Raw genomic sequence first — 23,995 nt, 5'->3', positions numbered from 1 at the left:
TGTATGCAGCCACGTCTGCGGATCGGCTATGGTCGCCCATAGCGCGCGCCTTGCTGGACACAATGCGATAGAATAGCGCATTGCTGCAAGTAAGTCACGGTTTTTCTGTAGACGGGTGTCAAAGCCCAGGAAACGATGGAAGTGGATATGCCCCAGGATATCTCTCATATACGCAATTTCAGCATCATCGCGCATATTGACCATGGCAAGTCCACCATATCCGATCGCATCCTCGAGCAAACGGGTACGGTCTCCGAGCGTGATATGCAAGAGCAGCTGCTCGATACGATGGATATTGAGCGCGAGCGCGGCATCACCATCAAAAGCCAAGCGGTGCGCGTAAGCTATACGGCCGACGATGGCGAGACGTATCAGCTGAATCTGATCGATACGCCGGGCCACGTCGATTTCACCTACGAAGTGTCGCGCAGCTTGGCGGCATGCGAGGGCGCGGTGCTGGTGGTCGATGCGACGCAGGGCGTTGAGGCGCAAACGGTGGCAAATGCCATGCTCGCCATGAATGCCGATCTGGAGATCATCCCCCTCATCAATAAGATAGACCTTCCCGCGGCAGAACCTGAGCGGGTTCGGGAAGATATCGAAGAGAGCCTCGCAGTGCCCGCCGATGACGCCGTGCTGGCCTCGGGCAAGACCGGTCAGGGCGTCCATGATCTGTTGGAGTCCATCGTCTACAACATCCCCGCGCCCGAAGGGGATCCGACAGGGACTCTGCGCGCGCTCATTTTCGATAGCTTTTTCGATGCGTACCGCGGCGTGGTGGCGCTCGTGCGGGTCATTGACGGTGCCATCGCCAAGGGGGATGCGGTGCGTCTCATGGCCACCGGCACGCAGGTGTTGGTGGAAGAGGTGGGAGCTCGCAAGCCGGTCGAAGAGCCGCTGTCAGAACTGTCCGCAGGCGAAGTGGGCTATTTGGTCACCGGACTCAAGGATGTGCGGCAGGTAAAGGTAGGCGACACCATCACGGCAGTCGAAGGTGGTGCTGCCGAGCCGCTGCCGGGATACCGTGAGGCGAAGCCCATGGTGTTCACCGGACTCTATCCCATTGATGGGGACCAGTACGAGCCGCTCAAGGAGGCGCTCGAAAAGCTCTCGCTCAACGATCCGGCGCTCGTGTGGGAGCCGGAGACCTCGCATGCGCTCGGTTTCGGGTTTCGCGTGGGCTTCTTGGGCCTACTGCATATGGAGGTCATCAAGGAGCGGCTCGAGCGCGAGTTCAATCTCGATCTGCTCGCCACCGCCCCTAGCGTGGAATACCACGTATTCGTCAAGGGTGGCGAGATGGTGGCGCTCACGTCTCCGCAGGAGATGCCCGATGTGGGCACCATCGAGCGCATCGAAGAGCCCTATCTGAAGGCCAAGGTGCTCATCCCGCCCGATTATGTGGGCGCGGTCATGGACCTGACGGTCGCGCGCCGCGGCATCTTCGTCACTATGAACTACCTCTCGCCCACAACGGTGGAGATGATCTGGGAGATACCGCTCTCAGAGCTCATCTTGGATTTCTTCGACAAGCTCAAGAGCAACACGAAAGGTTACGCGAGCCTTGATTACGAGTTCATGGGCTATAAGGAATCGGCTTTACAGAAGCTCGATATCCTTTTGGGCGGCAAGCCGGTCGATGCGTTGTCGTTCATCGTGCATAAGGAGAAGGCATACGACCGCGGGAGAGTGCTCTGCGAGCGCTTGAAGGAGATCATTCCACGGCAGATGTTCGAAGTGCCCATTCAGGCGGCTGTGGGCGGGCGCGTGTTGGCGCGCCAGACGGTGAAAGCCAAGCGCAAGGACGTGCTCGCGAAGTGCTATGGCGGCGACATCACGCGCAAGCGCAAGTTGCTCGAAAAGCAGAAGGCGGGCAAGAAGCGCATGAAGGCCATCGGCAACGTTGAGGTGCCTCAAGAAGCCTTCATGGCTATCTTGAAGGTCGATGAGTGATGTATCGTGCGTATGCTCGCGCGGGCATACGCGCATGCATTAGAATGGCACTATGAGAAAAGACGATTACAACTGGCTGGACGACCCCTTCGACGAAGAGAAGCAAGCGCGCGATCTTGAGCGCGCTCAGGCCTCGCGCAACGTCGGCTGCATCGCGGGCGTGCTCGCGATCATCCTCATCGTGGTCGCTTTGGGCGTCTTCGGATGCGTTGCTGCGGGTTCGTTTCTGCTCTAGCGGTTCTCATGGAAGGTCTCTTCGGCAGATTCCAGCTGCTGCTGGCTCCCATGGCGGGGGTGAGCGATGTGGCTTTGCGCGCGCTCTGTTTGGAGCAGGGGGCTGATCTTGCGTATACCGAAATGGTGTCAGCGAAAGGGCTCTCGTATGCCAACGAAAAGACGCGGCACCTGTTAGCGCTTGCACCTGGAGAGGAACGGGTAGGGGTGCAGATATTTGGCCACGATCCGGATACGATGGCGAGCCAGGCCGTCTGGATCGAAGCGTCCTTGGGGGACGCGCTGGCGTGCCTTGACATCAATATGGGTTGTCCGGCGCGCAAGATCGTGTCGAAAGGCGACGGCTCGGCGCTCATGAAGGACCCCGACCTTGCTGTGCGCATCGTATCGGCGGTCAAGGCTGCGGTCAGCTGTCCGGTCACGGTTAAGATGCGGCGCGGGTGGAGCGAAGAGACCGGCGAGAGCGCCCCGTCGTTCGCGCGGCGCATGGAGCAGGCGGGAGCCGATGCCGTCTGCGTTCACGGGCGCTTCGCCACGCAACTGTATCGTGGCGTTGCGTTATGGGAGACCATCGCGCGGGTGAAAGATGCGGTGAGCATTCCCGTTATCGGCAACGGTGATATCGCGAGTGGAGCAGCTGCGGTGCGCATGCGCGATGAGACGGGCTGCGATGCGGTGATGATCGCACGGGGCGCTCAAGGAAATCCATGGATATTCGCGCAGGCGAAAGCCGCGCTCGCTGGCATGCCGGTACCGGAGACTCCTTCGGCTGTCGAGCGCATCGAGATGGCGCGGCGGCATGCTCGGTTGCTGTGCACGCATGAATCTCGCGCGGCGGTGCGCATGCGCAAGCATGCTATGTGGTATGTGTCCGGTCTTCCCGGTGCTGCAACAGCGCGTGGAAAGCTGAACCAGTGCAGCGCGCTTGAAGATTTTGATCGCGTGTTCGACGCATTGTTAGATAAGGTGGACCGTCATGCCGCATGATCCGTACCGCGCGCTCTACATCCACGTGCCCTTTTGCACCAGCCGTTGCGCGTATTGCGATTTCACCACGCAAGCCATCCCGGCAGGCGCGCCCGTTATCGATGGATACATCGAACAGCTCATCGAGCGCATCAGGCAGCTTTCGCGCGAAGGCGAGCTCGCAGCGCTGGAGACGGTCTATGTCGGCGGCGGCACGCCAACTCACGTGGGGTCGAAGAACCTCACGGCGCTGTTGTATGCGTTGGGTTTGAGCATGCATCTGACGCCCGAGGTCGAATGCACGATCGAGGCGAATCCCGAATCGCTCACCGAGCGCATGGTGGCCGATATCTGGGCGCTGGGCGCCAATCGTCTCTCGCTGGGCGTGCAGAGCTTCGACGACGACATCTGCGCGGTGCTGGGACGCGCGCACAACGGAGAGGCGGCGCGTCGTGCTCTTGCTGCGGCGCAGACGCGCTTTGAGAATGTGAGCATCGACTTGATGTGCGGCGTGCCCGGGCAGGATCGCGCGCGCTTCGCATCCGATGTGCGCGAAGCAGTGTCGCGGGGCGTTGCGCATGTGAGCATATATCCGCTGACGATCGAAGAGCGCACGCCCTTCGCGCGCATGGTGCGCGCGGGCATGATCGACCAGCCCGACGAAGATGCGCAGGCCGACATGATGGAGGACGCTGCTCGCATTCTGCGGGCGGCGGGATATGAGCGCTACGAGGTGGCGAGCTATGCGCGCCTCGGCTTTGAGAGTCGTCATAATAGCGCGTACTGGGCGGGGGTGCCCTACCTCGGCATCGGCACGTCGGCCACCACGATGACGCAGAATGCTCACCGACGCATGCGCGTGCAGGACGGGCAGGTGGTCGATGATCTCGATGCGGTCCAGATGGCAGCCGAGGATATGATGCTCGGCATGCGCCGCTCGTGCGGCGTCTCTCTTGAAGAGGTCGAGCGTGTGGCGCAGCTTCTTCCTGCGCTTCGTCAGGTGCTCTCCGATCTGGAGGCGCGTGGGCTCGTGGTGCGCGACGCAGGCCGCTATAAGCCCACCGAGCGCGGATGGCTCTGCGGTAACGAGCTGTATGGAGCGCTTTTGGATTCAGCGAGCCTCTGATTAGCACTCGCGCGCTGTGGCTGCTAGAATAGGCGGCACCGACACCGAGATGAGGAAGCGAGGCCTATGCTCTCTGACAGGCGCCAACTGGTGCTGCGCGCATTGATCGAAGAGTACATCGCGCATGCTCTGCCCGTGGGGTCGCGGACGATCGTGGAGAACTACCGGCTGGGTGTGAGCTCTGCCACCGTGCGCAACGATCTCTCGGCGCTCGAGGATGAAGGTTTCATCCAGCAACCGCACACCTCTGCCGGGCGCATTCCTACCGATGCGGGCTATCGCGCCTATGTGGAAGAGATCATCGCCTCTGGTTCGCTCGATGATGAGCATCCTTACGATCAACTGGTGGCTCAGCTGCGCGCGCATGCTGACGCACTCGATGATTTGATGGAGCGCACCTCCGCAGAGCTCGCGCGTCTGACCGATTGTCTGTCGCTCGTGCTGCCGCCCGATCAGGGCGAGACGCATTTGCGGCAGGTCTCGCGCATGGGGCTTTCCGCTCTCATGCGCAAGCCGGAGTTTCGCGACACTTCAGCGCTTTTGCCCCTGATGGAGATACTCGAGGATGAATCGGTGCTGCTCAGCGTATTCGACGGCACCGACCCTGAAGGCGGTAATATAGTGGTGCGCATCGGAAGCGAGAATCCCGCGCAGGGGCTTTCGGGCGTTTCGGTGGTAACAGGGATGTACGGGCGTGGGAGCGCCCAAGGCGTCGTGGCCGTTATCGGTCCGACGCGCATGGATTATACGAGCGTGATTCGCGCCGTGCGGGCGGCGCAAGATGCCATGGGGGAGTGCGAGTAGGGTATGCCAACTGCGACAAAAGACCTGTACGAAGTGCTCGGCGTCGGCCGAGACGCGAGCGATTCCGAAATCAAGAAAGCGTATCGTCGACGCGCGCGCGAGCTTCATCCCGACGTGAACAAATCGCCCCATGCCGAAGACGAGTTCAAAGAACTCAACGAAGCCTATGATGTGCTCTCTGATGCGCAAAAGCGGGCGCAGTACGACCGTTTCGGCACCATACCGGGCGCGGCGAGCGGCGGGAGCGGCTATGTTGACTTCGAGGATATCTTCGGGGGCGGCTTCGGTGGCATGGGCGATATCTTCTCGTCGTTTTTCAGCGGCTTTGGCGCCACGGCTCAAAAGCAGGTACGCAAAGAGGGCCGCGATATGGGCATCGGGTTGCGCGTGACGCTTGAGGAAGCGGCGCGCGGCACGAAGAAGGAACTGGTCTATGACCGCCTTGCTGCCTGCACCGAGTGTTCTGCGACAGGCATCGGACCGGACGGCACGAAGGTCGTATGCTCCGAATGCGGCGGGTCGGGGCGTGTTGTTACCGTGCAGCGAACGTTTTTGGGCGATATGCAGTCCGCGCAAACATGCGCCGTGTGCAATGGTACGGGCGAGCGCGTTGAGGGGGCTTGCGAGGAATGCGGCGGTCAGGGGCGGGTGCCCGATCGTCAGCGCGTGTCGGTGGAGATACCGCCCGGCATCCATGACGGTCAGCAGCTGCGGGTGGCTGAGTTCGGCGAGGCGGGCTTGCAGGGCGCGCGCGCAGGGGATCTGATCGTGACGATCCGGTTGCAGCCGCATGATCACTTCGAGCGCGATGGGGATGACCTGCATGCGAGCGTTGATATTCCCATGACCACAGCAGCGCTGGGCGGCGAGATACGCATCGCAGGCATTCTGCCTGACGAGCAGGTGCGGGTGAAGATCCCGCGCGGAACCCAGTCAGGCGAGGTGCTTCGCGTGAAAGGCTTTGGCATGCCGCGCGTGCGCAGCGATAAACGGGGCGATATGCAGGTGCATGTGAATGTGAATATCCCGAAGAAGCTCTCCAAGAAAGAACGGGAGCTGGTGCAGAAGCTGGCAGATGAGATGGGCATCGACGATGCCGATATACCGCTGAACAAGCTGCGTTGATCCCATGTCGCTGCACAGATTCTTTCTTGAAGAGCAGGTGATCGCGAACGAGCGGGCGGATGCGTTCGCATTGCGGCTCGCATCTGATGATAGGCAGCATGTTCGAGCGCTGCGCCTTGCTCCGGGCGAGCATATTGCGGTCGTGGATGCCGCCGCGGATTATTTTGAATGCGAGGTGCTCAGCGTTGGCGCGGACGTGATGGTGCGCGTGTGCCGACGAGCCGAGATGCCCGATATCGCAGATGTCATGCTCGTCGCAGGGCTTGCGAAAGCTGACAAGATGGATACTGTGGTGCGCGCCGGTACAGAGTTGGGGGTGAGCACGTTCGTGCCGTTTGCCTCCGCGCGCTCGGTGGTGCGTTTGGATGCGGCTAAGGAAGCGAAGCGGCTTGCGCGCTGGCGCACTATCGCCAAGAGCGCAGCTATGCAGTCTGGTCAACCACGCATTCCGCGTGTTGAGCCGGTGGGTGATATATCTCGCATCTGCGCTTTGCTGCGCGAGGTCGCAGGCGTGCTCATCTGCTGGGAAGAAGCTGAGGACGAGATGGGTGTCGGGCGTGCGCTCGCGCGCATGCGCGCGCAAGCTGATACCGCCCCTTTTGAGGGCTCGCTCGCGGTCGTGGTTGGTCCCGAGGGCGGTTTTACGCATGATGAGGTGGATGCAATGCGCGCCTGCAATGATCGTGCTTGCGTGGTGAGCCTAGGGCATACCATCTTGCGTGCGGAGACAGCAGGGGTGGTCGCCTGTGCGCTCGCCCTGTACGAACTCGGTGCGCTTGGCGGCGTGGGCGGCACAGCGTGAGGGCGTGCGTCGTCAATCTGGGTTGCAAGGTCAACCGCGTTGAGTCAGATGGTTTCGAGGCTCTGCTGGCTGCGGCGGGGTGTGATCTGGGAAGTCCGCAGGAAAGCGATCTCATCATCGTCAACACATGCACGGTAACCGGAGAGGCTGAAAAGAAGACGCGCAAAGCGGTGCGCAAGGCGCTGCGTCAGAGCGCGGATGCGCCGGTGCTGGTGACCGGCTGCGCGGCGGTTATCGACCCAGATGAGTTTGCGGATATGGACGGGCGCGTGGTGGTGGTGCCGAAGCATCAAATGGTGAACGCGATTCAGGCGTACGTGGATTTCGATCTGGCGGATACCTCTCGAACTTTGGCGATTCCCAGTCGAGTTCGCGTTGGCCTGAAGGCGCAAGATGGATGCGATAACGCATGCACGTTCTGCATCGTACACATCGCACGCGGACCGGCCCGCAGCGTTGACGCCTCTTCCCTGATCAAGCGCGCATGCCAGCTTGCCGCAGAGGGGGTAAGCGAGATCGTGCTGACCGGCATCAATCTGGGCTCATATCGCGCATCTGATGGCGCCGATCTTGCGTTGTTGCTCGAACGGTTGCTTGCTGCGACAGCATCCTTTCAGGTGCGCTTTCGCATTTCGAGCATCGAGCCGCAGGATGTCAGCGATGATCTCATAGCGCTTCTCGCAGACGCACGGGGCCGTGTTTGTCGGCATCTGCATCTGCCCTTGCAAGCGGGAAGCGACCGCGTGTTGTGGGAAATGGCGCGCCACTACCGTGCGGCGGACTACGAGGCGCTGGTCGATCGTATTCGCACACGTGTTCCCGCGCTCAGTTTGACCACCGATGTCATCGCGGGTTTTCCCGGAGAGACCGAAGAGGACTTCCAGCAAACCCTTGCGCTGGCACAGCGCTGCGCATTCTCGAAGATGCACGTCTTTCCATATTCTGTCCGTACGGGCACCCCAGCTGCTACCCGACGCGATCAGGTTCCACCCGACATGCGCATCGCGCGCGCTCGTGCGCTCAGGCAGCTCTCTGATGAGTTGCGCCGTGCGGATCGCGCGCGGCGCGCCGGCACGCACGAGATGGTTGTGGTGGAAGAGCTGGGGCACGGTTGCACCGAGAGTTACCACGAGGTCGCGATCGACCCTCGCATACCGGTGGGTTCTATGGTCGAGTACTGTTTCGGGGTACAATAGGCCTATGCCGGAAACCACGCTGACAACCCTGCATATACCCGCCACGATCGATCCCGTGGCTATCACTGGTCCTTCCGATGAGTTCCTGCGCATCATCGAAGACTCCTTTGACGCGCGCATCACCGTGCGCGGCGATGCCATCAGCATCGAAGGCGATCCGGTGGAGGTCTCATCGCTCACCACGCTGTTTGACGACCTGATGGAACGTGCGCGCATGGGCGAGCCAGCTGATGCCCAGCAGCTCAGACGCGCTCTTGAGATGCTGCGCACCGATGAGTTCAGCCCGCGTCATCTGCGCGATGATGTGGTGCTCGCCTTCAAGGGGCGTGCGATCCGCCCGAAAACAGCAGGGCAGAAGCGGTACGTGGACGCCATTCGTGCTCATACCATCACCTTCGGTCTCGGACCGGCGGGAACGGGCAAAACCTATCTTGCCATGGCCATGGCGCTCTCGGCGCTCGAGCGGGGAGAGCAAAGTCGTCTCGTCCTTTCGCGTCCTATCGTGGAGGCTGGTGAGAACCTTGGCTTTCTACCGGGGACGCTGACCGAGAAGGTGGATCCCTACATCCGTCCGCTCTACGATGCTCTTTTTGACATGATGGAGCCTGAGCGGGCAACCAGTTTGCTCGAGGCTGGCGTCATCGAGATCGCGCCCCTTGCGTTCATGCGCGGACGCACGCTCAACGATAGCTTTGTCATCTTAGATGAAGCGCAAAACGCCACGCCCGAGCAGATGAAGATGTTTTTAACGCGCTTGGGCTTCGGCTCGAAGATGATCATCACCGGTGATGGTTCGCAAACCGACCTGCCGCGAGGCGCGACCGGTCTTGAACAGGCATGCGCGGTGCTTGACGGTATAGACGACATCGCTTTTTGCCGCTTTTCAGGTAAGGATGTGATACGTCATCGCCTCGTGGCTGCTATCGTGGCTGCCTATGATCGGGCAGGAGGCGTCTTGTGAATATCTTGATCTCCTACGACCATCGTAGAGAGGAACTTGAGCGTCTGCCGCTTGCCGTGCTCGCCGAGCGCGTGCTCGCCGCAGAGGGTGCGCCGTGCACCACAGAGGTTTCGCTGAGCTTCATCGATGATGCGGTCATGGCGCAGCTTAATGAGCGCTACCGCGGCAAGACGGGCCCGACCGATGTGCTGTCGTTTGAGTGCGATGCGATACCGCAGGATGTTCCCGCCGATCAGATAGGTGCGCAGGTGCCTGTGTGCGAGCTGGGCGATGTGATCATCGCCCCCGATGTGGCCGAGCGCCAAGCGGCGGAATATGGGCAGACCTTCGCTCAAGAGATCGAGCTGCTGTTGGTTCATGGTTTGCTGCATCTGTGCGGATACGATCATCTGGTCGAGGACGAAGCCCGCATCATGGAAGCGCGCGAGGAAGCGCTGCTTGCGGATTGGCGCGCGGGAGAGGGGCGGTCATGATGGGCGATCGCGAGGATCGCGGCTGCGATATCGGCTCGCTGGTCCGCCATGCGGGCGATCCGTCACCGTTTCCGCTGGTATGTGCGTTTCGTTGCGCAGGCAACGGTATCCGCTACGCCTTCGCTACTCAGCGCAATCTCAAGATACACGCGGCATGCGCGGTTGTGGCGGTGGTGCTGGGATTCGCTTTGCGCGTCTCGGAGGCAGCGTGGCTTGCTATCGTGGGATGCATCATGGTGGTCATGGCGTTAGAGGTGGTGAACACCGCTATCGAATCGGTGGTCGATATGGTCTCTCCCGAATGGAGCGCGCTCGCCATGCGCGCGAAGGATTGCGCTGCAGGAGCTGTCTATATCGCCGCGATCGGCTCGCTCGTCGTGGCGGCCATCATCTATCTTCCGCGCATCGTTGACCTTGTCGTCTCGTTGATAGGATAGTTTGGCTCATGGATCTGGATGCTTTTTTCGCTGAGAACCCCATGGGTGGTGTCGGCGCCGTATCGCCTCAGGGCTTCAAGTCTGGCTTCGTGGCTCTCGTTGGACGTCCAAATGCGGGCAAATCAACGCTGCTCAATGCCATGATGGGCAAGAAGATTGCCATCACCTCCAACACGGCGCAGACCACGCGTCATCGTTTTCGCGCCGCGCTCACCACGGAAGACTTCCAGTTGGTCATCGTTGATACGCCGGGCATTCATAAACCCCATGATGCGCTCGGCGAGGAATTGAATGTTTCAGCGGAAAACGCCATCGGGGACGTGGATGTCGTGGCCCTGCTCGTGGATACGACCAAGCCCATCGGGCGCGGTGATGAATGGGTAGCAGCGCGCGTGCGCGAGGCGCGTGGCGCGAAGGTGTGCGTGCTGACCAAGACCGACCGAGCAACTCCGGAACAGGTGCGCCATCAGCTGGAAGCGGCTCGCTCGCTCGCCGATTGGGATGCCATCACCTCGCTGTCCGCGCAAGAAGGAACGGGCGTCGCCGCCTTCATCGATCTGGTGGCAGGGCATCTTCCTGCTGGTCCGAAGTGGTTTCCCGATGATATGGATACCGACCTTTCCGAGGAAGTGATGGTGGCGGAGTTCATTCGCGAGAAGGTGCTTCTGAACTATCGTGATGAGGTGCCGCATGCCATCGGGGTGGGCGTGGAGCAGATGGAGTACGTGCGCAAGAAAGACCTCATGCGCATCTTCGCCGTTATCTACGTTGAGCGTGAGAGCCAGAAAGGCATCATCATCGGGCAGGGCGGCCGAGCTGTTCGTCAGGTGGGCATCGAGGCGCGCTGCGACCTCGAGCAGCTTTTAGGATGCCGGGTATTCCTCGATCTTTCCGTGAAATGCAAGAAAGATTGGCGACGCGATGCCAATCAGATTCGACGATTCGGTTATGGAGAGTGATCGCGCTGGTCGAGAGGTGCGCGCTCGTATAGAATGAACCCGGTTCAACCCATTGCGCGAATACACGATATATGGAGCATGCGTAGATGATCTGTCCGAATTGCCAAACCCCCAATCGGGAGAGCGCCCGTTTTTGCGACGGTTGTGGCTACGAATTGCCCACCGTCGATCCGGTGGTGGGCATGCGCGCGCCTGTTCGCGAGGTGTTGGCGCCTGAGCCGTTCGATCCGGTGCCCGATCCATTCGAGGAAGAGGATGACGAGATCGACCTGGGGCTTTTGCGCCCGGTCACGGTAAGTAGCGCACCTACGATCGAGCTGCCCGATGCAGACGATGACGAGGATGAAGCTGCGGCTTCTGCCGTCGTCAAAGAGCCGGTCTATCTTCCGGTCATTGATGAGGCGGGGCGCAATACCGCCGATGTGGTCACCGAGCCGCTCGAGGTGCTCGAGCAGAAGGATGAGGCTGCTGAGGCAGTGCCAGTCGAAGCAATGCCCGTCGAGCAGGAGCATGCGGGCGGTTACCGCGTAGCGGATGAGAGCGCCCTTGCAACCCATCATGCCAAACGTCGACGCTTCTCAAAGCGCAAAGCGATCATATTCGCGCTCATCGCATGCCTGATCGCCGCCATCATCATCGCTATCACGGCAGGAGCGCATGTTCTGGGTGGTCGATCCGTACCCAACGTCATCGGCATGTCGCAGATGGATGCTACCTACATGATCCAGGAGGCGGGGTTTCGCGTGAAGGTGGAAGAGGTGGTCTCCGATGAAGTGGAGGGCATCGTGCTCTCCACCGATCCCGCCGCAGGGTCGCGCATGGCAGAAGGCGCTACGGTGACGGTGCGCATCTCCATCGCGCGCGTGATCCCAGAGGTGGTGGGCAAGCCGCTCGAAGAGGCCCAAGGGCTTCTCGGGGAGAATGGATTCACCAACATTGAGGTGACGCGCGCCAAATCGAACGAACCGGCCGATACGGTGCTTACGGTGACCCCGGCGGCGCTCACACGCTCACGTGCCGATGCGCTCATAACGCTTGAGGTAGCAGAACCGTTTCGCGTGCCTGATGTAACCGGAAAGAGCCAAGAGGAAGCAGTCGATGCGCTCGAGGCTGAAGGGTATTCGGTCAATGTGCAGCGCTACAACACCGAAGACGCTCCTGAAGGCACGGCGGTCAAGACCGATCCAGCTGCGGGCACGGTGTTGGCTTCCGGGTCAACGGTAGCGCTCTCCATCGCGCACAACCGCTCCGTTGAACTGGTTGAGCTGACGCGCCAGTTCTTCGCCGACTCGCCCACGCTCACCATGGACGGTCAACTCTACGAGATGAGCAAGGTGGGAGAGGTCGCCTACGAGGGCGGCAATAGCTGCGCGTTCTCCATCACAGTGCGCCCCATTCAAACCGTCACGTGGTTCGGCACGCAGACCGAGACCCGTTACGGCAACTATCAAACCGTCAACGGAACCATGACCTGGACGGAGAGCAACCAGATCGCTTCGGTAGAGCCTCCGCTCAAGCAGGGCGGATAGCACCGTGGCACATCCCACCTACCGTGCGCGCGGCATCGTAGTGCGCAAGACCAAGCTTGGGGAGATGGACCTCATCGTGACCTTCCTGGCTTCCGATGGCAGTCAGATGCGCGCGGTGGCGAAGGGTGCTCGCAAGCCGGGGGGCGCTCTGGCTGGCAAGATCGAGATCGCCAATACGGTGGATGTGCTGTGCTCGGTCGGTCGCAATCTTGACACTGTGAAGGAAGCGCGTCTCTCTGCGTCGTATCCCTCGTTTCGCAGCGACGTGGAAAAAGCGGCATGCGCAGCATGCATCGCAGAGCTCTGTGAGCGTGTGACGCAGGTCGATCTGCCGCATGCGCGCCTCTTCGACATGATCGAGGCGGCCTTTCGGACGCTCGATCGAGCGCAGGGAGCCGTCGTGTTCTCGTGCACGGCAGCAGTGCTTTTGAAGCTCTTCGCCTTCACTGGTGTAGCACCACAGCTTTCGCACTGTGCGGTTTGCGGAGGCCCCCTCAACGCTGATGCGTCTCGAACGCCTTTTTCGGTTGAAGAGGGAGGCTCGGTTTGCGTGTCGTGCGCTGATACGGTAAGCGCATGGCCTGTTGATACGGCAACGGTGCAGGTAGCATCAGCGCTTTTACGAGCGACCTTCGATGCGATTGTCGCGGCGGGAGATCAGGGGATGCGTGCCCGGGCTGTGCTCGAGCTCTGCCGCGATTGGAGCCGATTCCATGTAGGGTCGCGCATTCGCTCGCTCGATTTTCTCTTGGATGGCAATGCGGGCATCGCATGGTGATCATTGTATCGGCAGGGTAGATGCGCTATCATTGACAGGCTGTGTATTCACAGTGCATTCGTCCCTTGGCTTTCATGCGACCACCGCTTGTCCGCCCAGAGACGAACGGGGAAGAGTTGCCGCTACGGCATGAGATGAAAGGTGGACAGGATGTCTAATAAGTTCAGCATCAGCAAGGACAAGACCGCAGAGTTGATCAAGGAGTTCGGAAAGGGCGAAGCTGATTCTGGCAGCGCCGAGGTGCAGGTCGCGATCCTGACGGAGCGCATTCGCAACCTCACCGAGCATCTGAAGGTGCACAAGAAGGACAATCATACGCGTCGCGGCCTCATGCAGCTGATCGGTAAACGGCGTGGCCTTCTGAAGTACATCAAGAGCCGCGATATCGACGAGTACCGCGCCTTGATCAAGAAGCTCGGCATCCGCGATAACATCTAGCAGGATCGGGACCCGCAGGTGCGGGTCCCGTTGCAATAGCGGCAGGTATGCCATATGAGGTGAAGGCGGCAATGGGGCCGCTGAGGTAACAGAAGGAACGAAGAGAAGATGACGAAGATCGTAGAAGAGTTTGAACTGTACGGAAAGCAGTACCGCTTGGAGACCGGGGAGTTGGCCAAGCAGGCAACCGGCGCGGTGCTGGCCACCTGCGGAGAGACCAGCGTGTTGGTGACCGCTGTGGTCTCCAAGCAGCAGAAAGACTATGATTTCTTTCCGCTGACGGTCGATTTCATGGAGAAGATGTATGCGGTCGGCCGCATTCCGGGTGGCTACCTCAAACGTGAGGCGAAACCCTCTGACAAGGGTACGCTGATCGCGCGCATGATCGATCGTCCGATCCGCCCGGGTTTCCCGGATGGTTATAAGAACGAGGTGCACATCGTTGCCACGACGTTCGTGGTGGACGGGGAAAACCCGCCCGACTGCATCTCGGTCGGTGGTGCGAGCGCGGCGCTGTTGGTGGGAGGCGCTCCCTTCGATGGTCCTGCCGCTGCCGTGCGCATCGGGCGCGATCGCGATACGGGCGAGTTCATCGTGAACCCAACGTACGCTGAAATGGAGAACAGCGACCTGGAGTTGACGGTGGCCGGTACCGCCGATTACATCTCCATGGTGGAGGCTGGCGCCGATGAGATATCCGAAGAGGACATGCTCAAGGCCATGACGTTTGCGCAGGAAGCCATCGGCAAGTTCTGCGAGCGGCAAGCCGCCTTCATCGCTCGGGCGAACCCCGTACCGATGGAATACACCATCCACGAGCCTGACCCGGTCATCGCTGAGCGCGTATCGGCATATGGCGCGGAGATGGAGGCGTGCCTGAAAGACGCTGATAAGCAGGCGCGCATGGCCAAAGTCGAGCTTTTGAAGGAAACGATCAAGGAAGAGAGCTTCTCCGAGGAAGAGCGTCTTGCGTGGGCAAGCGATATTGCCGCGGCTCTGAAATCGCTCGAAAAACATGCCATGCGTACGATGATCATCGAGACCGGGGAGCGCGCCGATGGTCGTGCGGCCGACGAGATCCGTCCGCTTCACATCGTGCCGGGGTATTTGCCTCGCGTGCATGGCTCGGGATTGTTCCAGCGCGGTCAGACCCAGGCTTTGTCGGTCTGTACGCTCGGCATGCTCAACGAATGGCAGCGGCTTGACACCATCGACCCGGCCGACCATAAGCGCTACATGCATCAGTACAATTTCCCGCCGTATTCCACCGGCGAGACGGGACGCATGGGCGCTCCGAAGCGCCGCGAGATCGGCCATGGTGCGCTTGCCGAGCGCGCGCTTTTGCCGGTGCTTCCCAACGAAGAAGAGTTCCCCTACGCCATTCGCGTCGTCTCGGAGATCCTGGAATCGAACGGATCGTCGTCCATGGCATCCACCTGTGGTTCTACGCTCGCGCTGATGGATGCGGGCGTGCCCATCAAAGCACCTGTTTCAGGCGTTGCCATGGGGCTCATCAAGGAGGGCGACCAAACGGTCATCCTGACCGATATCCAAGGGCTTGAGGACTTCTTGGGCGATATGGACTTCAAGGTGTGCGGAACCGAGCGCGGTATCACGGCGCTGCAAATGGACAACAAGGCCAAAGGTCTTTCCGTGGACATCCTCTCGCGCGCGCTCACGCAGGCTCGCGAGGGCCGCGCCTTCATCTTGGATGCCATGCTCCAGACGATCTCCGAGCCGCGCCAGGAAGTGCGCGACACGGTGCCGCGCATCGAGACCATCGTGATCCCCGTGGATAAGATCCGCGACGTTATCGGCAGCGGCGGCAAGGTCGTGCGCGGTATTCAGGATGAAACGGGCGCTTCCATCGATATCCAAGAGGACGGCACCATTCATATCGGTGCGGTCGATCGTGCGGCAGGGGATACCGCGAAGGCTATGATCCTCGATATCGTGAAAGAGCCTGAAGCAGGCGAGATCTACGATGGCGAGGTTGTGGGCATCAAAGATTTCGGCGCCTTCGTGAAGCTGACGGCGAGCAAGGATGGCTTGCTGCATATCTCGCGTGTGGCGAATGGGCGTGTGGCACATGTGGAAGATGTGCTCTCCTTGGGTGACACGGTGAAGGTGCAGGTGCTCGAGGTTGACCCGAAGACGGGCAAGATATCGCTCGATCGTCTGGATAAGCCGGATGCGCCAGCGGGTGCGGGCAAAAACGGCGGTGAGCGCACTCGTGCAAACGATGCCAAGCCTCGTCCTGGTCAAGGCAGCCGCACGCCGCGGCGGAGTCACCGCTCAAATGATTAGCGTAGCGATAGCCGGTTGCTGCGGCCGCATGGGTACCGCGGTCGTTGATGCGGTCACGGCCTCTGATGACATGATGGTGGCATGTGGGATCGACCCCCATGCCACCTCTTCGGGGGATTTCCCGATATATGCGAGGATCGAAGAAGCGCTTGCGGCTGCCGACTTTGACGTTCTGGTCGATTTCACGCAGCCTGCGGTGGTGGAGGGCAATGTTCGCGCAGCACTGCGAGCGGGCATTGATTGCGTGGTGGGCACAACGGGTCTTTCGCGTGAGACGCTCGAAGATGCAGCGGCGGAGGCCACGGATGGAGCATGTCTGTTCTTCGCTCCGAACTTCACCACCGGCGCAGTGCTCATGATGCAGTTCGCGAAGGCGGCAGCTCCGTTCTTTCCAGAGGCCGAGGTGGTGGAATACCATCACTGCAACAAGAAGGATGCGCCTTCGGGCACCGCGATGCTCACCGCGAAGCTGATCGCGCAAGGTCGTGGCGAGCACACCTCTCATGCGCCAGGACGCGAAACCGAGCTTGAGGGCGCGCACGGTGCACGCGGTGCGCTCGTTGAAGGGGTGCCGGTGCACGCGGTGCGCTCGAATGGGTTCGTTGCGAGCCAAGAGGTCATCTTCGGTTCGATGGGCCAAACGCTGACCATTCGCCACGATTCGTGGGATCGCACCTCGTATATGCCCGGCGTTCTGCTCGGCATCCGCTCGGTCGGGCGGCTTCATGGCCTTGTTATCGGGCTTGAGCGTTTGATGGATGCCTGAGGGGCGCCCGAAGGCGGTTACGCTACGGTGGGCTATAATTCGCTTATATCGGGCGATGGGATCGTCCGCATGCGCATAGGAGACAGAACATGACACAATCGCAACCCCGTTTCGGACGCATGATTCCGGCTATGGTGACACCGTTCGACCAGGCTGGAGAGCTTGATCTTGCTCGGGTCGAGCAGTTGGTCGACCGCCTGATCGTAGGTGGCAGCGATGCGCTGGTCATCAATGGCACTACCGGCGAGAGCCCTACGGTGTTCTATCCGCAAAAGATCGAGCTGTTTCGCACGGCGGTGGACGCAGCGGGCGGCCGTGTGCCCATCATCGCCAACGTTGGCGACAACTGCACTGCTGATACCGTCTCGTTCGCGCGCGACGCAGCTGCATGCGGCGTCGATGCCTTCATGTGCGTGGTGCCTTACTACAACAAGCCACCTCAAGAAGGGCTCTACGCTCATTTCAAGACGATCGCCGATGCGGTCGAGTTGCCCATCGTGCTCTATAACATTCCCGGCCGATGCGTCATCAACATGACCGCAGAGACCACGTTGCGGCTTGCTCACGACTGCGACAGCATCGTCGCCATCAAAGAAGCCTCGGGGAACATGGATCAGATCCAGGCCATCATCGATGGGATGCCTGCGGACTTCGACGTGTATTCAGGCGACGATGCGGCAACGTATGAGATCATGCGTCGGGGAGGCTCGGGCGTGATATCCACCCTGGGCAATGTGGCTCCTGAACGCATGCACGAGCTGTGCGAACTCTGCGCTGCGCACGACTGGGATGCGGCACGCGCGGCAAGCGAGGCGCTCATGCCGATCATGGAAGGCTTGTTCGCGACCGCAAACCCGATCCTCGTGAAAGAAGCGCTTGCGCTTGCAGGATTTCCCGTAGGCGGCGTGCGCCTGCCGCTCGTTGACGCAACGCCCGAGCAGTCTGCAACGCTGCAGGCGATCATGCGCGCGTGCGCCCTTATCGATTGAACCGCATGCCCTGATGCAAGGGCATGCTCATTTCAAGGAGAACCATGACAGAGATTCATCGGAAGGAACCGGCTGCGCACAACGCGGAGCAACGTCCGAAGACACGAAGCAATCGCACTCGCGCTCGGAATGCTTCCAAACAAAGCGAACGCAGCGGTACCACGAAAAAGCAAGGGGGCAGCAAAGCCTCAGCACCGAAAAAGGATACGAGCTCATATAAGCATGTCAGCATCGAGCATAAGCGTCCGCACTTGAGCCGTGACGGCAAACAGGCGAAACGGCGTCGCGATGATCGCGGAAAGCGCGAGTTCAAGCGCGGCCGCGGTGCGGCGGATGCGCAGCTCAAGATCATACCGTTGGGCGGCTTGGATGCCATCGGCAAGAACATGACCGTTTTTGAATGCGGCAACGATATGATCCTCGACGATGCGGGACTGATGTTTCCCGACGACGATCATCCCGGCATCGACCTGATCCTTCCCGATTACACCTATGTGCTCGAGAATGCGGATAAGCTACGAGGCATTGTGGTGACCCATGGGCACGAGGACCATACCGGTTCGCTGCCGTATTTGTTGAAGGATCTGGACCGCACGGTGCCCATCTATGCGACCAAACTGACCTTAGGGCTGATCGAAGGGAAGTTCGCCGAGCATAAGATCAAAAACGCGAAGCTCGTTGAGATCAAACCGGGTCAGCAGATCAAGTTGGGGTGCATGACCGTTGATTTCTTCGCGGTGAACCATTCCATCCCCGGTGCGGTGGGCCTGTTCATCCAAAGTCCCGCCGGAAACGTCCTGCATATGGGCGACTTCAAGCTGGATCAAACGCCCATCGACGGGGTCACCACCGATTTCGCAGCCCTTGCGCGCTTCGGCGAGCAGGGCGTGGATCTGATGCTTTCGGATTCCACCAACGCGCTGAACCCCAATTTCACGCCATCCGAGGCTGAGGTTGGCAAGACGTTGGCCCAGATCATCTCCCAAGCGACCGGACGTGTCATCATCGCGTCGTTCGCAAGCCACATTCATCGCATGCAACAGATCTGTGATGCGGCGGTGGCGAATGGCCGCAAGGTGGTCGTGACCGGCCGCTCGATGATCCAGAACACCGATATTGCGCGTCGATTGGGATATCTGCATATCGCTGATGAGGATCTCATCGATGCGTATGAGATCAGCGATATTCCTCCAGAGCGCGTGGTCATCATGTGCACGGGAAGCCAGGGCGAACCGCTCTCGGCGCTCGCGCGCATCGCGAACGGCGAGCACAAGACCATCGATATCGAACGTGGGGACACCGTGATCATCTCGGCTACGCCGGTTTCCGGCAACGAGAAGGCGGTCACGCGCGTGGTCAATTCTCTGGCGAAGATCGGCGCGGACGTCTATGACAAATCGCGCGCACGAGTGCATGTGTCGGGTCATGCTGGCGCCGAGGAACTCAAGATCGTACTGTCCATGGTGAAGCCGACCGCGTTTCTGCCGGTTCACGGCGAGGCATCGCATCTGCGCGCGCATGCGCGGCTCGCAGCAGCCACTGGTGTGCCAGAAGAGAACATTTACATACTAGAGAACGGCGATGCGCTCACGTTGACACCGGCAGGGGTCGAGCGTGGCGAGGGTGTGCAATCTGGCATCGTGTACGTTGACGGTCTTTCGGTCGGTGATACTTCGCAAGATGTGCTCGATGAGCGCAATGAGCTTGGCAACCAAGGGTTTGCGAGCGTGGCTTGCGCCCTCGACATGAAAGCGCGCAAGCTCGTGGGCGCGCCGCTTCTGGAGATGCACGGCATCACCGGTGGGGATGACGATTATCTTGTCGAAGAAGTGACCGATTCGGTGGTAAGCGCCATCAAGCGCGTTCTCGGCAAGAAGGATGCTTCGCTCAAAGAGGTGCGCAAAGCGGTGCGCGATCGGGTCATGTCGCTTTTGTGGGAGCGGACGAAGCAGCGCCCCATGGTGGTGGTCAATCTCTTGGAGGTTCGCTGATTTGGCTCGTAAGCGGGCATCGTCGACGCCGAAGGGGAGCGGCTCTCAAAAGAGGTTGCCGCTCGATGAACGCACGCCTCAGGCCGGTTTCCTCGACGAATATGCCAAGCGCGACATAGCCGGGGTTGTGTTCATCATCGCAGCGATCATCTTCATGTTGATGGCTGCGATGCCCGATAACGACGCTGTGGTAACCGGAGCGCTCTCGGCGGCGGTGCATCTGGCGCTGGGCGTTGGATCGTACGTGCTGCCGTTCATCTTGGCGATCATCGGCATCACCTTTCTCTATCGCAAGGGTCGCGAGCGCCTTTCCCTGCGGGCTGCGGTCGGCATGGCAGTGCTCTACATCGCGCTCCTGGGCTTCATCGCGCTCTTCACGCCCATCTCATCGCTTGGTGTCGATGACCCCGATCTGCTCTTCTCGCCGAGCATGGTAGAGCGCTACGGCGGCTACATCGGTGCTGGCATCGCTTGGGTTGGCATCGTGGCGCTCGGACGGGTTATCACGGGAGTCATCCTCGTAGGCGTCATGATCATCGGCCTGGTCATTGTGGGCTTTTCCATCTCCCGGCTGCTCGAAAAAGCGCGTCGCAAGGCGCACGATCTGGCAAGCAAGCGTTTCGACAGCGCTTCGAGTTCGCTGTTCGCTGCGCCTCCTGCGCGCATCAGGCGCAGCAGGACCGACCAGGGCGCTCCTGCCCAACCTGGCGTCGATATACCGGTTGCGGCGGATGCTCACGCGAGCGCGCATGATGCGTTCGTGACGCGCCAGCTTCCTGCGCAAGGACAGAAGAAGCGCAAGCTGAAACCTGACGCAGCGCGCATTCCTGCGGTGGTTCCGGCAGCGGATCCCAATCTGACCGTATCGCTGAATGATGTGGTCGTCGTGGATGCGCAGCAGACCAAACCCATGACGCGCAAGCTCGGCCAGACGTCTGTGGAGGACGATCGTCCATCTCAGACGAAGTCAAAAGCGAAGGCGCGAGCGAACGAAACGCCGGCTCCCGCTCCCCAAGATGGCTTTCAGTTGCCGCCGATGTCGCTTCTGGATAAGCCCGCGCGTTCAAGGAAGAGCGGTGCGACGCAAGCGGAGCTTAAGCAGACCGCATTGCGCCTTCAGCAAACGCTCGAGGATTTCGGCGTGATGGCTCAGGTGGTAGGATGGGTGGCCGGTCCTACCGTGACGCTATTCAAGGTCGATCTGCCCTCCGGGGTGCGCGTGAGCCGCATCACGGTGCTGAGCACCGATATCGCGCTCGCACTGGCCACCTCATCGGTTCGCATCTTCGCGCCGATCCCTGGTACGAACTACGTGGGCATCGAGGTTCCCAACGCGCATCGTGAGACGGTGTACCTCTCAGAAGTGCTCGCCGACGCACCTGCCGGGCCGCTCCAGATCGCTATCGGCAAAGATGTCGAGGGCGAATCCATTGTCTCCGATCTGGCCAAAATGCCTCACCTGCTCATCGGCGGTACCACCGGTTCGGGCAAGTCGGTATCGGTCAACGCCATGATCATGTCCATCCTGATGCGCGCCACGCCTGCCGAGGTGCGCTTCATCATGATCGATCCGAAGCGCGTCGAATTCACTCCCTATAACGGCATTCCGCATCTCTACGCTCCCGTGGTGACCGAACCGCGCGAAGCAGCGGGCGCGCTGGCGTGGGGCGTGGCTGAGATGGAGCGCCGCTTGAAGGTGATGAGCGCCGCAGGCGTTCGCAATATCGGGCAGTACAACCAAAAGGTCGCATCTGGAACGCTCGCTGTTGATGAGGATGCTGAGGCGCCAGAGCAGATGCCCTATATCGTGATCATCATCGACGAGCTCGCCGACCTCATGATGGCCGTTGGCAAAGAAGTTGAGTTCTCCATCTGTCGCATCGCTCAGCTCGCGCGCGCAGCTGGCATCCATCTGATCGTGGCTACGCAGCGCCCTTCCACCAATGTCGTTACGGGTCTCATCAAGTCGAACATCACCAATCGCATCGCTTTCAACGTTGCCTCAGGCATTGATTCGCGCGTCATCATCGACACCACGGGTGCCGAGGATCTGATCGGGCTGGGCGATCTCTTGCTCTCAAAGCCCGAGTACGGCAAGCCGGTGCGCATTCAGGGTTGCTTCGTCTCAGAGGATGAGATCGAAGCGGTGGTGGCCAAGGTGAAGGAGCAGGGCGAGCCTGATTATCATCACGAGATACTCCAAACCAATATCCAGACCATCGGCGCTACTGACCCTCATGGGGGTTCGTCGTCATCGGATGACGATCCGCTCGTCTGGGAAGCAGCTGAGATCGTGGCGTCTACCGGTATGGGGTCGACATCGAACATTCAACGCCGTTTGAAGGTCGGCTATGCACGCGCAGGACGTATAATGGATCAGTTAGAAGAGAAGGGGATCGTTGGTCCTGCTAACGGATCAAAGCCTCGCGAGGTTCTTGTCGATGAGCTGGAATTGGAAACGTTGAAGGCGTTCGAGGGTCAGGACGCAGCAGGCGCATAGCCATCCGGAAAAGGAGGCAGGCTTTGCCCAGGCAGGATTCATACGGACGCATGTTGAGGGACGCTCGCGAGCGCGAGGGCTACGATCTCACCACCATGGCTCGCAGGCTCCATATTCGTCCTGATATCCTTCGTGCGATCGAAGAGAGCGATTTCGATCGCATGCCTGCCCAAGGATATACGCGCAATATGATCCGGGCGTATGCGCGCGCCGTCGGACTCGATCAGAACCGCATCTCGGGCATGTATCAAGATGCCGTGCATCTTCACGAGACAGGGCGCAGCCGGGCAGGAAGCTATGATGACGCCCCACGACGCGCTCGCAGCTCGACTGCGCCGCGTTCGGAGCGCGACCGTCGGCGTCCATCAGGCACCCAGCGCAGCAGTCGTTCCGCCCGTGAGCGAACAACGCGCAGCTCGCGCCGTTCGGGCGGCTACGGGTTTGTCGGAGAGTCGCGAGCGACCGCCCGAGCGGCAACGCCGGGTGGGTATCCCAGCATTTATAGCGATCCACGCGGTGCGGGGCGCTCGCTTCCGAGCTTGCCCGTATGGATCATCATCGCGGTGGTGCTCGTTGCCATCATCATCGTGCTGATCGTGCTCTTCAATAGCAACAAGCAGGCTGTCGAAGATGTACCCGATATCCCCATCTCGGGCTTTTCCGACACTTCAAATCCTGAAGGGGAGGGCAGCACCGACGTGGCCGACCAACCGCCGACGAGCGCTCTGCTTTCGTTCAGCGTTGAGGCTGGTGGCAGGTCATGGGTGGAGATCACGCAAGACGATAAAACGGTGCTCTCCGAGGTGATCAGCGGCCCTTACGACGAAGAGTTTGAGGTCACGGGCACCTTGACCGTTCGTACCGCCAATCCCGATCCAGTCAAGCTTGCCGTTGATGGCGTCGACGTGCAGCTCGCGCGTCAAAGCGGCTCGGAATACTACGCCTACACGGTCGATTTCAGCCAGATACTCCGCGCGTGGCAAGATGAGCATGGCGATTCATCGAGTTCGTCTGCATCCTCGGCATCGTCGCAATCGTCATCTTCTTCAAGCTCCGCTCAGTCTCCTTCGTCGTCCTCTTCGCAAGAGAGCTCGTAACGCAAGGAATACAGAATACAGCGCCGCCACAGCGCATGATGTGGCTTCAGTCACAAGGAGAGAACATGGCCAAAGAGAACAGCTTCGATATCGTCAGCCAGGTTGACATGCAAGAGGTCGACAACGCATTTCAGCAAACGCGCAAAGAGCTGACGCAGCGATACGATCTGAAGGATTCCGGCGCTCGGGTCGAGCTCGACAAGCAGAAGCACGAAATGACGGTGGAGGCACCGTCTGATTTCGTGGCTGGACAGGTCATCGACATCGTCTCATCGAAGCTCGTGCGCCGCGGTATCGAGCTGGGGGCGGTGCAATGGGGCGAGCCTCAAAGCATCTCGGGCGGCAACGTTCGGCGCGAAGGCCATATCATCAGCGGCATCGATAAGGACACCCTCACGGCGATCAACAAAGATCTCAAAGCTTTGAAGCTCAAGATCAAAACGCAGATCGAAGGCGATAAGATTCGCGTTTCCTCAGCCTCGCGCGATACTCTGCAAGATGTCATCGCACATCTGCGCGAAGCTGATTTCGGCCAACCGCTCCAGTTCGTCAACTACCGATAAG

22 protein-coding genes are annotated in these 23,995 nt (G+C 60.3%); all 22 read left to right on the top strand.

Going from position 1 to position 23,995, the window contains the following annotated elements; translation table 11 throughout:
* Positions 1-147 precede the first annotated feature (147 nt).
* Positions 148-1,953, top strand: coding sequence for a translation elongation factor 4 (gene lepA, locus NFR19_RS05805; RefSeq protein WP_251212846.1), 1,806 nt, complete (start codon positions 148-150; stop codon positions 1,951-1,953).
* Between the two features lie 52 nt (positions 1,954-2,005).
* Positions 2,006-2,188 carry a hypothetical protein gene (locus NFR19_RS05800; RefSeq protein ID WP_251212845.1) on the top strand — a complete coding sequence of 61 codons (183 nt, stop codon included), beginning with the start codon at positions 2,006-2,008 and terminating at the stop codon, positions 2,186-2,188.
* 8 nt (positions 2,189-2,196) lie between these two features.
* Positions 2,197-3,174, top strand: a complete 978-nt coding sequence (gene dusB, locus NFR19_RS05795; protein ID WP_251212844.1) for a tRNA dihydrouridine synthase DusB — start codon at positions 2,197-2,199, stop codon at positions 3,172-3,174.
* Positions 3,164-4,279, top strand: coding sequence for a radical SAM family heme chaperone HemW (gene hemW / locus NFR19_RS05790; RefSeq protein WP_251212843.1), 1,116 nt, complete (start codon positions 3,164-3,166; stop codon positions 4,277-4,279). The genes dusB and hemW overlap by 11 nt, the downstream gene beginning before the upstream one ends.
* A 66-nt stretch (positions 4,280-4,345) precedes the next feature.
* Positions 4,346-5,083: an HrcA family transcriptional regulator gene (locus NFR19_RS05785; protein ID WP_251212842.1), complete on the top strand. Its 738-nt coding sequence runs from the start codon at positions 4,346-4,348 to the stop codon at positions 5,081-5,083.
* A gap of 3 nt (positions 5,084-5,086) precedes the next feature.
* Complete coding sequence (dnaJ, locus tag NFR19_RS05780; protein ID WP_251212841.1) at positions 5,087-6,208, top strand: molecular chaperone DnaJ; 1,122 nt, start codon at positions 5,087-5,089, stop codon at positions 6,206-6,208.
* Positions 6,209-6,212: 4 nt separating this feature from the next.
* Entirely contained in the window at positions 6,213-7,010 is a 798-nt protein-coding gene (locus tag NFR19_RS05775; RefSeq protein WP_251212840.1) for an RsmE family RNA methyltransferase, read from the top strand.
* Complete coding sequence (mtaB, locus tag NFR19_RS05770) at positions 7,007-8,206, top strand: tRNA (N(6)-L-threonylcarbamoyladenosine(37)-C(2))-methylthiotransferase MtaB (protein ID WP_251212839.1); 1,200 nt, start codon at positions 7,007-7,009, stop codon at positions 8,204-8,206. The genes NFR19_RS05775 and mtaB overlap by 4 nt, the downstream gene beginning before the upstream one ends.
* 4 nt (positions 8,207-8,210) lie before the next feature.
* Entirely contained in the window at positions 8,211-9,167 is a 957-nt protein-coding gene (locus tag NFR19_RS05765) for a PhoH family protein (protein WP_251212838.1), read from the top strand.
* Positions 9,164-9,640: an rRNA maturation RNase YbeY gene (gene ybeY / locus NFR19_RS05760; protein WP_251212837.1), complete on the top strand. Its 477-nt coding sequence runs from the start codon at positions 9,164-9,166 to the stop codon at positions 9,638-9,640. The genes NFR19_RS05765 and ybeY overlap by 4 nt, the downstream gene beginning before the upstream one ends.
* Positions 9,637-10,077 (top strand): diacylglycerol kinase, encoded by a 441-nt coding sequence (locus tag NFR19_RS05755; RefSeq protein WP_251212836.1) that lies wholly within the window; start codon positions 9,637-9,639, stop codon positions 10,075-10,077. The genes ybeY and NFR19_RS05755 overlap by 4 nt, the downstream gene beginning before the upstream one ends.
* 41 nt (positions 10,078-10,118) lie before the next feature.
* Positions 10,119-11,036: a GTPase Era gene (gene era / locus NFR19_RS05750; protein WP_251212853.1), complete on the top strand. Its 918-nt coding sequence runs from the start codon at positions 10,119-10,121 to the stop codon at positions 11,034-11,036.
* A gap of 86 nt (positions 11,037-11,122) precedes the next feature.
* Complete coding sequence (locus NFR19_RS05745) at positions 11,123-12,565, top strand: PASTA domain-containing protein (RefSeq protein ID WP_251212835.1); 1,443 nt, start codon at positions 11,123-11,125, stop codon at positions 12,563-12,565.
* Positions 12,566-12,569: 4 nt separating this feature from the next.
* Positions 12,570-13,343 (top strand): DNA repair protein RecO, encoded by a 774-nt coding sequence (gene recO, locus NFR19_RS05740; RefSeq protein WP_251212834.1) that lies wholly within the window; start codon positions 12,570-12,572, stop codon positions 13,341-13,343.
* Between the two features lie 150 nt (positions 13,344-13,493).
* Complete coding sequence (gene rpsO / locus NFR19_RS05735) at positions 13,494-13,781, top strand: 30S ribosomal protein S15 (RefSeq protein ID WP_251212833.1); 288 nt, start codon at positions 13,494-13,496, stop codon at positions 13,779-13,781.
* Positions 13,782-13,889: 108 nt separating this feature from the next.
* Positions 13,890-16,088, top strand: a complete 2,199-nt coding sequence (locus tag NFR19_RS05730; RefSeq protein WP_251212832.1) for a polyribonucleotide nucleotidyltransferase — start codon at positions 13,890-13,892, stop codon at positions 16,086-16,088.
* A complete protein-coding gene (dapB, locus tag NFR19_RS05725) occupies positions 16,081-16,854 on the top strand; it encodes a 4-hydroxy-tetrahydrodipicolinate reductase (RefSeq protein WP_251212831.1) in 774 nt (257 codons plus the stop codon). Before NFR19_RS05730 ends, dapB begins: the two co-directional genes overlap by 8 nt.
* A gap of 89 nt (positions 16,855-16,943) precedes the next feature.
* The gene (gene dapA / locus NFR19_RS05720; protein WP_251212830.1) at positions 16,944-17,843 is read left to right on the top strand and encodes a 4-hydroxy-tetrahydrodipicolinate synthase; all 900 of its coding nucleotides are present in this window, start codon (positions 16,944-16,946) and stop codon (positions 17,841-17,843) included.
* A 44-nt stretch (positions 17,844-17,887) separates the two neighbouring features.
* Positions 17,888-19,834, top strand: a complete 1,947-nt coding sequence (locus NFR19_RS05715; protein ID WP_251212829.1) for a ribonuclease J — start codon at positions 17,888-17,890, stop codon at positions 19,832-19,834.
* A 1-nt stretch (position 19,835) separates the two neighbouring features.
* On the top strand, positions 19,836-22,334 hold the full coding sequence (locus tag NFR19_RS05710) for an FtsK/SpoIIIE family DNA translocase (protein ID WP_251212828.1): 2,499 nt from the start codon (positions 19,836-19,838) through the stop codon (positions 22,332-22,334).
* A 23-nt stretch (positions 22,335-22,357) separates the two neighbouring features.
* Positions 22,358-23,431, top strand: a complete 1,074-nt coding sequence (locus NFR19_RS05705; RefSeq protein ID WP_251212827.1) for a helix-turn-helix domain-containing protein — start codon at positions 22,358-22,360, stop codon at positions 23,429-23,431.
* A gap of 65 nt (positions 23,432-23,496) precedes the next feature.
* Positions 23,497-23,994, top strand: coding sequence for a YajQ family cyclic di-GMP-binding protein (locus NFR19_RS05700; RefSeq protein ID WP_251212826.1), 498 nt, complete (start codon positions 23,497-23,499; stop codon positions 23,992-23,994).
* The last annotated feature ends 1 nt before the right edge of the window (position 23,995 follow it).

It is taken from the genome of Adlercreutzia murintestinalis, assembly GCF_943192905.1.
GTDB classification, from domain to species: Bacteria; Actinomycetota; Coriobacteriia; order Coriobacteriales; family Eggerthellaceae; genus Adlercreutzia_A; species Adlercreutzia_A murintestinalis.
This window is presented reverse-complemented; position numbering and strand designations above follow the sequence as displayed.